The sequence below is a fragment of the Proteus sp. CA142267 genome (assembly GCF_003336825.1).
In the GTDB taxonomy this organism is placed as follows: Bacteria; Pseudomonadota; Gammaproteobacteria; order Enterobacterales; family Enterobacteriaceae; genus Proteus; species Proteus terrae.
Window position 1 is genome coordinate 78,612 of the sequence record NZ_QPMG01000008.1, and the last position, 12,588, is coordinate 91,199.

Annotated in this window: 10 protein-coding genes and 2 pseudogenes; 8 read left to right on the forward strand and 4 right to left on the reverse strand. The window is 35.2% G+C overall.

Annotated elements, in window-relative coordinates:
- Positions 1-172 precede the first annotated feature (172 nt).
- Genes C0T34_RS13475 through yjiA form a run of 3 tightly spaced genes read left to right on the forward strand, consistent with a single transcriptional unit; the run spans position 173 to position 3,593 of the window.
- Positions 173-2,323 carry a carbon starvation CstA family protein gene (locus tag C0T34_RS13475; RefSeq protein ID WP_098941082.1) on the forward strand — a complete coding sequence of 717 codons (2,151 nt, stop codon included), beginning with the start codon at positions 173-175 and terminating at the stop codon, positions 2,321-2,323.
- Between the two features lie 60 nt (positions 2,324-2,383).
- Positions 2,384-2,590, forward strand: coding sequence for a YbdD/YjiX family protein (locus C0T34_RS13480; RefSeq protein WP_004245057.1), 207 nt, complete (start codon positions 2,384-2,386; stop codon positions 2,588-2,590).
- Between the two features lie 22 nt (positions 2,591-2,612).
- On the forward strand, positions 2,613-3,593 hold the full coding sequence (yjiA, locus tag C0T34_RS13485; RefSeq protein ID WP_109850306.1) for a GTPase: 981 nt from the start codon (positions 2,613-2,615) through the stop codon (positions 3,591-3,593).
- A 192-nt stretch (positions 3,594-3,785) separates the two neighbouring features.
- Here yjiA and C0T34_RS13490 read toward each other — a convergent pair whose 3' ends face one another.
- Positions 3,786-5,108: an L-serine ammonia-lyase, iron-sulfur-dependent, subunit alpha gene (locus tag C0T34_RS13490; RefSeq protein ID WP_098941080.1), complete on the reverse strand. Its 1,323-nt coding sequence runs from the start codon at positions 5,106-5,108 to the stop codon at positions 3,786-3,788.
- 661 nt (positions 5,109-5,769) lie between these two features.
- A pseudogene (locus C0T34_RS13495) lies at positions 5,770-6,009 on the reverse strand (C4-dicarboxylate ABC transporter); the annotation flags it as partial.
- On the opposite strand from C0T34_RS13495, the pseudogene C0T34_RS13500 reads away from it, so the two are divergent.
- Positions 6,001-6,096: pseudogene (locus C0T34_RS13500) on the forward strand (transposase); the annotation flags it as partial. The pseudogenes C0T34_RS13495 and C0T34_RS13500 sit on opposite strands and share 9 nt — an antisense overlap.
- Before the next feature lie 178 nt (positions 6,097-6,274).
- Here C0T34_RS13500 and pepT read toward each other — a convergent pair.
- Positions 6,275-7,528, reverse strand: coding sequence for a peptidase T (gene pepT / locus C0T34_RS13505; RefSeq protein ID WP_109850307.1), 1,254 nt, complete (start codon positions 7,526-7,528; stop codon positions 6,275-6,277).
- Positions 7,529-7,987: 459 nt separating this feature from the next.
- Between pepT and C0T34_RS13510 the strand changes: the two genes are divergently transcribed.
- The 3 genes from C0T34_RS13510 to C0T34_RS13520 all read left to right on the forward strand — a co-directional run bounded on the left by C0T34_RS13510 (position 7,988) and on the right by C0T34_RS13520 (position 10,016).
- Positions 7,988-8,605, forward strand: coding sequence for a hypothetical protein (locus tag C0T34_RS13510; RefSeq protein ID WP_098941076.1), 618 nt, complete (start codon positions 7,988-7,990; stop codon positions 8,603-8,605).
- A 109-nt stretch (positions 8,606-8,714) separates the two neighbouring features.
- Positions 8,715-9,698 (forward strand): hypothetical protein, encoded by a 984-nt coding sequence (locus tag C0T34_RS13515; protein WP_109850308.1) that lies wholly within the window; start codon positions 8,715-8,717, stop codon positions 9,696-9,698.
- A 3-nt stretch (positions 9,699-9,701) separates the two neighbouring features.
- Entirely contained in the window at positions 9,702-10,016 is a 315-nt protein-coding gene (locus C0T34_RS13520) for a hypothetical protein (RefSeq protein WP_109850309.1), read from the forward strand.
- Positions 10,017-10,083: 67 nt separating this feature from the next.
- Here the strand turns inward: C0T34_RS13520 and C0T34_RS13525 are convergent, their stop codons facing one another.
- Positions 10,084-11,424, reverse strand: coding sequence for an MATE family efflux transporter (locus C0T34_RS13525; RefSeq protein ID WP_098941073.1), 1,341 nt, complete (start codon positions 11,422-11,424; stop codon positions 10,084-10,086).
- A 200-nt stretch (positions 11,425-11,624) separates the two neighbouring features.
- Between C0T34_RS13525 and C0T34_RS13530 the strand changes: the two genes are divergently transcribed.
- Positions 11,625-12,524: a diaminopimelate dehydrogenase gene (locus tag C0T34_RS13530; protein WP_098941072.1), complete on the forward strand. Its 900-nt coding sequence runs from the start codon at positions 11,625-11,627 to the stop codon at positions 12,522-12,524.
- Positions 12,525-12,588: the final 64 nt, after the last annotated feature.

Below are 12,588 nucleotides of genomic sequence, written 5' to 3' on the forward strand. Positions count from 1 at the left end.
ACAGACCGCTTAATTCGTTATATAACCGCTAAGAGATTTAGTCACACCATTCCTGTGTAAGAATTCTTATTATGTATCTGCGGGCAGTTATTTCTCAGATTCGCTCAAATCATTCTCTGCTGTCCCGCATTACTCTTTGGCTGTTCGGTCTTGCCTGAAAAAAAGGTGTCTCATGAACAAAAATGCATTTTTAAAGCACGTACCTTGGGTGATCCTCGGGATTATTGGTGCTTTTTGTCTTTCAGTGGTTGCACTTCGCCGTGGTGAACACGTCAGTGCACTATGGATAGTTGTTGCTTCTGTTGCCGTTTATTTAGTTGCTTATCGTTATTACAGTCTTTACATTGCTCAAAAAGTGATGAAACTTGATCCAACTAGAGCAACACCTTCAGTTGTTAACAATGACGGTTTGAACTATGTTCCGACTAACCGTTATGTTTTATTTGGTCACCACTTTGCTGCTATCGCGGGTGCAGGTCCTCTAGTGGGGCCAGTACTTGCTGCACAGATGGGATATTTGCCAGGTACACTTTGGTTATTAGCTGGAGTTGTGCTTGCTGGTGCAGTACAAGACTTTATGGTGTTGTTTATTTCAACACGCCGTAATGGTAATTCACTTGGTGAGATGATAAAGAAAGAGATGGGTCCTATTCCGGGTACTATCGCTTTATTCGGCTGTTTCCTTATCATGATCATCATTCTTGCAGTGCTTGCACTTATCGTTGTTAAAGCATTAGCAGAAAGCCCATGGGGTGTGTTCACTGTTTGTTCAACAGTACCAATTGCCCTGTTTATGGGTATTTACATGCGCTATATCCGCCCAGGCCGTGTCGGTGAAGTCTCTGTTATCGGTATTGTATTACTGATTGCTGCGATTTGGTTTGGTGGTGTTATTGCTCACGACCCATTCTGGGGACCAGCACTAACCTTTAAAGATACAACTATCACCTTTGGTCTTATCGGTTATGCTTTCGTTTCTGCGTTACTACCGGTTTGGTTGATCCTTGCACCTCGAGACTACTTAGCGACGTTCCTGAAAATTGGGGTTATCGTTGGTTTAGCAATTGGTATTGTTATCCTAAACCCTGAACTGAAAATGCCAGCGGTTACTCAATATATCGATGGTACAGGTCCATTATGGAAAGGAGCTTTATTCCCATTCTTATTTATCACTATCGCTTGTGGTGCTGTTTCTGGTTTCCATGCCCTGATTGCTTCAGGTACAACACCTAAGCTTATCGCAAATGAAATGGATGCACGTTTCATTGGTTATGGTGCAATGTTAATGGAATCATTCGTTGCAATCATGGCGTTAGTTGCGGCTTCTATTATTGAACCAGGTCTGTATTTTGCAATGAATACACCGCCAGCAGGTTTAGGTATTACTATGCCAAACCTTCATGAATTAGGTGGTGAAAATACAGCAGTTATTATGGAACAGTTGAGAGAAGTTACTGTACATACTGCTGCAACGGTTAGTTCATGGGGCTTTGTTATTTCGCCAGAAGAGATTCTACAAACGGCGAAAGATATTGGTGAGCCTTCTGTATTAAACCGTGCTGGTGGTGCGCCTACCTTAGCAGTTGGTATTGCAATGGTATTCCATAAAATCATTCCTGCTGCGGATATGGGCTTCTGGTATCACTTTGGTATCCTGTTTGAAGCGCTCTTTATTTTAACAGCGTTAGATGCAGGTACTCGTTCTGGCCGCTTTATGTTCCAAGATTTGTTAGGTAACTTTATCCCTTACCTGAAGAAAACAAACTCGTTCATTCCAGGTGTTATTGGTACAGCGGGTTGCGTAGGTTTATGGGGATATCTGTTATATCAAGGTGTTGTTGACCCATTAGGCGGTGTTAAGAGCTTGTGGCCACTGTTTGGTATTTCAAACCAAATGTTAGCGGCGGTTGCTCTGGTATTAGGTACTGTTATCTTAATTAAGATGAAACGTACTAAATATATCTGGGTAACGGTTATTCCAGCAGTATGGTTATTAATTTGTACAACATGGGCATTAGGTCTGAAACTTCTCAGTGATGACCCACAAATGGAAGGTTTCTTCTACTTAGCAAATGAGTACAAAGCGAAGATCTTAGCGGGTGGTGCCGACTTAACTGCGGCTGAAATTACCAATATGAATCATATTGTAATTAACAACTACACGAATGCGGGCTTAAGTATTCTGTTCTTAGTGGTTGTTTACAGCATCATTTTCTACGGATTCCGTACCGCAATGAAAGCGCGTAAAAACCCAGAAGAAACAGCACAAGAAACACCATATGTTCCTATGCCAAAAGATGTAAAAGTGTCCTCAGGTCACTAATTTTAGGTAGTTAGGTTAACCCCCGTGCTGGCTTGCCAGTGCGGGGCTTAGGAGAAACTTATGTTTGGTAATTTAGGACAAGCTGGAAAATATCTAGGACAAGCAGCACGTATGCTAATAGGTATTCCTGATTACGATAATTATGTGCAACACATGAAAGATAACCATCCAGATAAGCCTGTTATGACCTATAACGAGTTTTTCCGTGAGCGTCAGGAAGCCCGTTATGGCGGTGGTGATGGTAAAGGCGGTTTTCGCTGTTGCTAATGATCCGTAAAGGAGATAAATGATGGAACCTATTGCAGTGACAATACTGACCGGTTTTTTAGGATCAGGAAAAACAACACTTTTACGTCATATGCTTAATGAAGAGCATGGCTATAAAATTGCTGTTATTGAAAATGAATTTGGTGAAGTACCGATTGATGATGAAATCATTGGTGATAGAGCCACCCAAATAAAAACACTGACCAATGGTTGTATTTGTTGTAGCAAATCAAATGAATTAGAAGACACACTATTAGACTTATGTGACAGTTTGGATCGCGGTGAAATCGAGTTTGATAGATTAGTGATTGAATGTACAGGCATGGCTGATCCCGGTCCTATTAGCCAAACATTCTTTTCTCATGAAATTATCTGCCAGCGTTACTTATTAGATGGCATTATCACGCTTGTTGATAATGTTCACGCTCAGCAACAACTGGATCAATTTACGATTGCGCAATCACAAATTGGTTATGCAGATCGCATCTTATTAACGAAAACAGATGTTGCACCAGCCTCTCCTGAACTAATGGCACGACTAAGACGTATTAATGCCAGAGCACCTGTGCATACCGTTATTCATGGACAAATTGATTTAAGATTACTGTTTAACGTAAAAGGTTTTATGTTGAACGATAATCTCGATGTAAAACAGCCTCTATTCCGTTATCAGGCTAATAAGCAAGATGATATCAATTCGATTGTACTAAAATTTGATTATCCCGTTGAGTTACAAGAAGTTTCAGACGTAATGGAAAAATTACTATTAAGTTTCGCTGATAATCTTTTGCGTTATAAAGGGATATTAAATATTAAAGACCACCCTAATCGTTTGTTATTCCAAGGTGTACAACGTCTTTATAGTGCTGATTGGGATAGACCGTGGCATGAAGATGAAACTCGTCAAAGTACATTGGTTTTTATTGGTATTCAATTACCAGAACAAGAGATAAGAGCCAGTTTTGATGCATTGATGCCTAGCACAGAAGAAAAGGCTCATTAACCGAATACCCTGTAGTGAGTGTTAGAAAGTAGTAAGAAGTAGAGCAGTAACCGTAGTAATTGAACCGTAGTTGCCGTAAATAGCAGTAACGAATATTGATAAGCTCCTGACTTGAGGAGGATCCTGTTCCTAGGATCTTATGTTTCACCCCATAATAACCAACATTATGGGGTGTTTTTTTAAACGCTCAAATTAGCCATTGGCAACGGCTTTATATTCCATAATCTCAATAATTTGAACATCGGTATGTTGCATGGCACGGCTTGCTAATGCACATAGGTTTTCAATTGTAGAATCAACGTCATGAGCGACAATACCGTCATTACCTGTCACATAAGTGTTATCTAGAGCCATCAATACAGCTTTATAAGCCGCACTCGCTCCAGTTGAGACTTTCATCGCACAGCTATTAGAAGCGCCATCACAAATCACACCGCTGATATCACCAATCATGCTACTAATTGCCATAGCCATAGATTCGTAACGTTCATCCATTAGCCATGCAATTGCGCCAGCAGCGCCCATTGATGCAGTTGTTGCTGCGCATAACGCAGATAGAGCCGGAAACTTATGGTGAATATAGATTGCCAGTAAATGGGAAAGCATTAGTGCTCTTGCCATTTTTTCTTCGCCAACTTGTAAATATTCAGCAACTACCACAACAGGCATCGTTGCGGCAATACCTTGGTTACCTGAGCCTGAGTTACTCATTGCGGGTAAAACGGCACCACCCATACGTGCATCAGATGCTGCAGAAGTACGGATCATGATTTCTGATAATAAATCTTTTGCTAATAAGCCACGCTGTTGCTGGCGTTGTAAAGTTTGCCCAATATGTAAACCATAAGTATTGTTCAAACCTTCTTTTGATAACGCATCATTTAAGTGTGCTGACTCAAGGATAAAAGAAATTTCTTCTACTGGAGTTTGAGTTACAAACTGGTAAATTTCTTGGGTATTAGTTTGGGTTAACGTTTCTTTAATTTCACAAGGTGATGCAGATTGTTCTGCACCATTGCAAGTGTTATCAAGAACAACATGACCGTTATGAATAATTTTGACGATATTAGTGTGATTACCGGCAATAATTACTGTTGCGCTATTTTCACCATCTTCAACAGTCACTTCACTATATAGAACTTCTTGGCACGCTTTTTTAATTGAAACATTCACAATACCAGCAGTTAATAGTGCTTTACTTTGTTCAATGTGAGCTGGCGTTGCATTCTTTAATACTTCAAGACCTGCTTTACAATCACCCCCAACAGCACCCAAGCTTGCGGCGATGGATAATCCCACCATGCCCGTACCCGGTACAGTTACGCCCATACCATTTTTCATTAAATTGGGAGAAACTTCTGCATTAATGCGGGTAATAGCGTGTTGTAAGTAACTTGCTGCTGTTGCAGCCGCTAATGCAAGCGAGATAGGTTCTGTACAACCTAAAGCGGGTTTAACTTGTTGCTTAACTGCTGCTATCAATATTTTCCAACGAGAAGATAATTGTTCTTTCATTGCATGTATCCAATAAACAGTATGAGAATTCAAAGGGTTATTCTATTTTTAATACCCTCATCATACTGAATTTATTGGAGAAAGTTTTTTCTGAATTTACTAACATTGTACAAATTTTGAGAAAATATTACCCTTTATAGCTTCTGTATTGGTAATTTTTTCCACATAAAATAAAGGCAAACGTTTTGACTCTTTAATGTAATTTATGAGTGCTAAAGAAGGGAGGTTTTGTATCTAATGTATATATTAAGGAAGATAAAAAATGAAGATAAATAAGATAATTTAAAATTGACGATAAAATTAAATAAAAAGGCAATAGAACGAATACACAATTCTATTGCTAGTATAATCATCATACTTAATGTGGGCTAACTCGGAATCGTTAAAATAAAAATAATGAATGAATATTTTCAATATCACATTTTTATTTTAACAAAGCAGATAATAGGCTCATTTTTTTTCAGTGTATAAGAATAATGCTTTATTCTTTTGTTAATATTTTCATAATGATATATTTAATGTTTTTTTTAAAATAAGTAATTAAATATATGTTTATAAAAATAGATAATTAGTTTTTATTTATGAAAATAACAATAAAATATCTTTGCCTATTTTTAATATGTTTATTATTTGAAAATAACCTGAAGCAACAGATATTGCTTCAACTATATTTATCAATAATAGCACTGTGGAATACAAAACCTACCATAAGCGGTATTGCAGTCCTTTTTACAACATCAAATGGTTGTAATTTCGCGCCACTAGATACTGCAATGATAACACCTGCCACTGGAGACATACCTCGTCCCATATGTGATGCTTGTTGCATTGGTAAAATCATGGCAATTGGGTTTACACCCATGCTATGGGCAATTTGTGGAATAAGTTCAACGAACGCAAGGGCATACTGAAATTACAAGTGGCGGGACTCGCCGTTTCTGCCCATGGAGGCCCGCGTAAATCCGTCACACAGACGGTTGTGGCCTGAGAAGTGGGAAGCCTCGCCCGACAGTGAACCGCACCCCAAAAGTTGGACTCTTTTAGTCCGAATTAAAGGGTGCTTTTTTATGCTAAACCCGCAACTAACAAAATAGGTTCTGCTTTATATCCTTTCAAGATCATTCTAGCGACAATAACAACGACAATTAAGACCGCAAGAATTTGGATTATGCTTTAGCTCTAGGTGCAAAGCGCTCAGCCGTGATCTTAACGACAGATTTTAAGACATCACTGGCAGCGTAAAGCGATTTAACGGGTAGATATTCATAAATAGAGTGGAAGTTATGAGCTCCAGTAAAGATATTAGGGCAAGGTAGTCCATTTTGAGAGAGTGCTGCGCCATCATAACCACCACGCATTGGAATTGGGCGAGGTGTAATACCATTCGCTTCATAAGCAGCCACAGCAATATCGATAGGATAACGATTATCACCTTGCAGGCTATTAAAGACGTTGGCATAACGGTCAGCAAGTTTACAAGCTACAGAGCCTTCACCCCATAAACCTTCACAATAATCGGAAAGTTGTTTTAAAAATGCCATGCGTTGTGCATAACCTTTTTCGGTGAAATCACGCACATCCATTTTTAATACAGTACGGGCACTATTACCTGCTAATTGTTTGACCCAATAATAACCTTCACGGCCTTCGGTATATTCAGGTGCTTCACCACCCGGTAACATGGCAACAAATTTGTGCGCCATTAACAGTGAATTTTTTAATTTACCTTTTGCTGACATTGGGTGAGCAGATGCACCTGTAAAGGTGATTTCAACATCACCCGCATTCCAGTTTTCATACACTAATTCACCAATACCACAGCAATCTAAGGTATAGGCAAAATCAGCACCGAATTCTTTAGTATCAAAGACTTTTGCACCACGTAAACCTTGTTCTTCATCGGGTACAAAACCAATTTTAACCGTACCGTGTTTAACTTCAGGATGTTGTTTAAAGTACTGCAACATATCCATAATTGAGGCGATAGCTGCTTTATCGTCAGCGCCTAATAAGCTAGTACCATCGGTTACGATAATATCGTCACCAATATAGTTTTCTAATTCAGGAAACTCGCTTTGACGTAAAAAGATCTCAAATTCTTTATTTAAGCAAAGATCGCCACCTTTATAAGGTAGGATTTGCGCTTTAGTATCATTAGTTTGTTCAGCACTGGTATCTAAATGGCCAAAGAAAGCAACTGTTGGAACTTCATAATCAAGATTAGAAGGCAGTGTTGCGGTAACAATCGCAGTATCACGAATTTTGATATCTTCAACACCTAACACTTTTAACTCTTCGACTAATTGTAGAGCGAGGACTCGCTGACCTTCAGAAGAAGGCATAATACCAGCTGCGCCATTTTCCCTATTTGTGGTGGTGTTAACTTTTGTATAAGAAATAAACCGTTCAACGAGATTCATAACAATACTCCATTATGTTTTTAATTGTATTCTCTGTATTAATACTTACTTATTTCATTTATTAGAAAAGACTAACACTTACTTGTATCATAAAAAAAACAATAGGGAATTATAGAAAAATTATTATTTTTACAATAAATTTTTAATGTTAATTATTGTTTAATTTTTGGTTTTTTATTTATTAAAAAATAGTGTTTTTTGTGGGTGAGGTTATTGTATTTAACTTATAGAAACGTTTTTCTGTGATCTTAATCATGGAAAAAGCACTGTAAACATTAAATATTTTAAAAATATAAAAATAATCATTACTTATTTTAATGTTTTATTTTATTAAATAATTATATTTTATTGACTTTTTTTATGAATCTTTTAGCAAATAATGATTAAAAAAACATAACTTATTGATAGAAGCTAATTATGATATACGTTTTAATTCTCCTAAAACGATTAGGAGGATATATGTATATAAATAATATGGTTAGAAACACATTTTCAGCAATAAAAAATGTTGAAAATAAAAGCAGAGAAATTAAAAATATTTTAAATGGAATAATATTAAGTTGTTATAATACAATTATCAGTTTTATAAAACCAACCATTAACATAAAAAATGATTTTTTAGGATTGAGAAAAAATATTTCTAATGTTGAAAATAAGAACAATCAGGGTGAAAGCACTCCTGTAAAATTAGATAACAAGGAAAAAACAGATAAAAAAGAAAACGAGGAAGTTTTTGATAAACAATTATCCGAAGCCCAAAGAAAAATAAAAAGTGATGAAATAAAAGCAAGCATTATTAATGATATTATCTCCTTCTTGAAGGAAATACCTGAATTAGAGAAAGAAAAAATTACAGAGTTTAAGAAAGAATTAGAATTTCATTCTAAATGGATTTTATTTTCTGGTAATAAAATATCTTTAGAGAATTCTAAAAATAATTTTTTAGAATCAATAGCAGATAGCCTATTAAATTCAGACGATAAAATAAAATCTAATTTTGGAACTATTGATAGCTATAAATTCTTTTTAAAAGAAAGTATTAATAATACTGTTGAAAATATTCTTTATAAGAATTAGTTTAATGTATTCGCAAAATTAATCAATTATATAGATGGTGGATAAATGAAAGAAGAAGAGAAAACAAAATATAGAATAGTTCCTATGTTAAACTAATAGGATGATAATTATGTTTGCTAGCAGTATAAGAATAGGGGCGGAAACAATCGCTGAAATTTCAAAAGATAATACATCAAATAAAGATCTTAATAAAATATCTTTAATAAAAAATACGTCAAATGAGCTTATTGTCACTGAAAGTTTAAATAACAAATCTATAAGTATACAAATAGAGCCAGAGTCTATTTATCTTAATATGAATAAAAAAAACATCTGTCAAGATATGAAGAAAAATAATAATATAGAAGATGATTATAATGATTATATTGAATTAGATAATCATTATGAGTTGGAAATTGAACAAAAATCAAAAATAAAAAGTAACAAGAATAAAGAAAAATCAAGTCTACCACCTATAAATATAGATAGAGAAAAAATTTCACTAGAGAAAATTAAATTAGAGCTTGCTGAGCATTTGGTATGTATTTTTACTGAGAGTAAACTGAAAGTATCAAAAGATAACTTGCTGATTATTTTAAATAAAAATCCGAATTTATTTTTAGAAAAAAATATAAACAGTCAGATTTTTAAATATTTTATGCTTCAGTGTATAAATGAAATTTCAACATTACACTATAAGGATATTAAAGGAAATGAAATTTTAAAAGATTGTATTATAAGTTATCTTTTTTTATATTCTTATATTTTTAATAAATATTCTGCGAATAATCAAGATGAATTCTTTATTGAGGATTTTTCTAAAGTTGAAAAATTAAATGAATTTCAAAAAGATAAATTATATGTCGATATAATAGAGGTTTTGTGTGATGATATTATTGATAAGGATGAAATAATTTGTTTTTTGAGCACTATTTTAGAAAGAAGTGAATTAATGAAATATTTAAACTTTTTAAGAGGTTTAATACGTAGTGGTAAAGGTGAAAATATTCAAGAAAAAGAAAGTAAATATAATTCTATAAAGAATACCATTGAGGGAAGTATTAAAAAAATAAATAAAGAAAATATATTTAATAAAATTGAGTTGTCAGATTAGAGTATGTTTAAAATCTTGCAAGAAATATTAAAATCTAAAGAAGTTGATTCAAAGAAATTTTGTGAGCAATTATCTGAAATAATAGTTGATAAAAGTCAATTGAAAAAAAATATATTTAATTTCTTATCTGATAGACTAAATGATATACCGATTGAATTGTTTGTTATTAATGAAAATAGAAAATTTACAAAGTGCATTATTGAATATCTTATTTATTCTTTAGAGATAAATAATATGATAAAAAAACATGATAAGGTTGATTTATATAATAAGATTGATTATCAATTACAATCTATTTACCAAGACATAGATTTATAATTAAATAAAGGTATATATTTTGTAGCCCTGCACTTTATCTATATTGCAGGGCTTATTGTATTATTATTTAAATATCCAATCGCTTAGTTTGCCATCTGCGAGAGCGCCAACGCCATGCGTTAGTTAAGCCACGTAGCCACTCATCACAAAGGAAGCCAATCCAGATACCAATTAAGCCCATTTCCATCTTAATACCGAGGAAATAACCAATCGGAATAGCCACACCCCACATAAAACAAATTGCTGTCATCAGTGGGAATTTAGCATCACCTGCCGCACGTAAGGCATTTACCATTACGATATTAAAAGTACGACCTGGTTCTAAAAAGACCGATAAAATAAACAGCGGGATCAATTGGTCAATAATGCGTTGATCTTCTGTAATGGAATACAGAATAGGATCACGCATAAACCAATAAACAATAACAACTCCAACCGTAAATATCACGCCTGTCTTTAAGCTTTTCCAGCCTCTAGCAAAAGCATCATCAAAGCGTTTTGCACCGACTAAGTGACCCACTAATATTTCATTACCAATGCTAATCGCAATGCCAAAGAGCATTAAAAATAATGACAGTTGGAAATAGAGAGTTTGTGCTGCAAGAGGGACTTCACCCATTAATCCAATAAAGGCGGACGCAGTCATATAATGTAAAATCCAAACCAAGTTTTCTCCTGCTGCTGGCAAACCAATATGTAGGATTTTCCCTAACATATTTTTAGACCACACCACGAGTTGTTTGGCTTCGAATTTAATACGTAAACCGTAGAACAGTAATCCACACAGTAAAATAACGGCAATAATACGACCGACAACTGTAGACCAAGCAACACCGACTAATCCGTATTGCGGTAAACCAAAGAAACCGTAAAGCACAATCATATTACCAATAACGGTAACAATATTGGCAATCAAGGTGACATACATAGCCGCTTTAGATTTGCCATAAACTCTCAGACAAGCTGCAAGAATAATTGAAATTGCCTCAGGAATAAGGCAAATGCCAATAATATGTAGATAATTGTAGCCATCTTGCACTAAATGCTCAGGCGTATTCATAAGATGCAAAATATTGTAGCCAAAGAAAAGAATGATCAAAGCGCTACTAATACCCAGCAAAGAGTTAAAAGCGATAGAAATATGAATCGCTTGGCTGGCTTTTTCTCTTTTACCTGCACCTAAATATTGTGCAATAACAACACTACAGCCCACACTAATAAAGCTAAAGATAGTGATAAAAAGGTCAAAGACTTGGTTACCTACACCCATTGCTGCCAAGTAAGCGGTAGAAACGTGGCTTACCATATAGGTATTAATTAAAAGAGTGGCTAGATGTAGGAATATATCTATAAATATTGGCCAACTAAGGGAAAAAAGCGAGCGATCCGCTACATCAGACTGATGCATTGAAAACCTTCTTAAAAACAGTGTGAAATCGATATTATTAATATAACGCGTAGGAAGATAGGGAATTCTACAAGGTTTATTTATAAGGTAATAGAGCAAATAATGTTTATCTGGCAAAAAAGATATTTATATGGTTTATTCGTTGATAACTAATCACTATTATCATTAAGAGATGATTAACGTTAAAGTCAGGGGAATTAATGAATACTAAAATAAAAGTGGCCATTGTAGGTTATGGCAATATTGGTCGATTTGCATTAGAGGCTGTTCAAGCTGCTCAAGATTTTGAATTAATAGGTGTTGTTCGTCGTGATATCAATAATATTCCAGAAGAACTGCATAATATTACCGTGACTAACGATATCAAAACATTAGGTAATGTTGATGTTGCGCTCTTATGTTCACCGACACGCGCGATTAAAGAGTTAGCAAAATCTATTTTAAGCTTAGGCATTAATACAGTAGATAGTTTTGATGTTCATAGTGAAATTGTGTCATTAAAAACAGAATTAGATGAAGTTGCGAAAAAGCATGACCGTGTAGCGGTAATTTCTGCGGGATGGGATCCAGGCTCAGATTCTATTATTCGTACTTTAATGTTAGCGATGGCGCCAAAAGGGATAACTTATACTAACTTTGGGCCAGGAATGAGTATGGGGCACAGCGTTGCGGCTAAGGCCATTGAGGGGGTAAAAGATGCACTTTCAATGACTATTCCATTAGGTACGGGGGTTCATCGTCGTATGGTTTACGTGGAATTGGAAGCAGGGGTGAATTTTAATCAAGTAGAGCAGGCTATTAAAGCTGATAGCTATTTCTCTTCTGATGAAACCCATATTAAGCAAGTTGATTGTGTCGATAGTTTAAAAGATGTTGGGCATGGCGTTCATATGATCCATAAAGGGGTATCAGGTAAAACTCATAATCAATTATTTGAATATTCAATGCGTATTAACAACCCTGCATTGACCTCTCAATTTATGGTCTCTGCCGCAAGAGCAAGTATGAAACAACGTGCAGGTGCTTATACCGTTATTGAAATTCCACCCGTTGATTTCTTAGCTGGTGATTTAAATACATTAATTGCAAAATTGGTCTAATTTTAATTAGGAGCTTCTGCATAAAATATTGCCCACATAAAGTGGGCAATATGGATTAACGCTT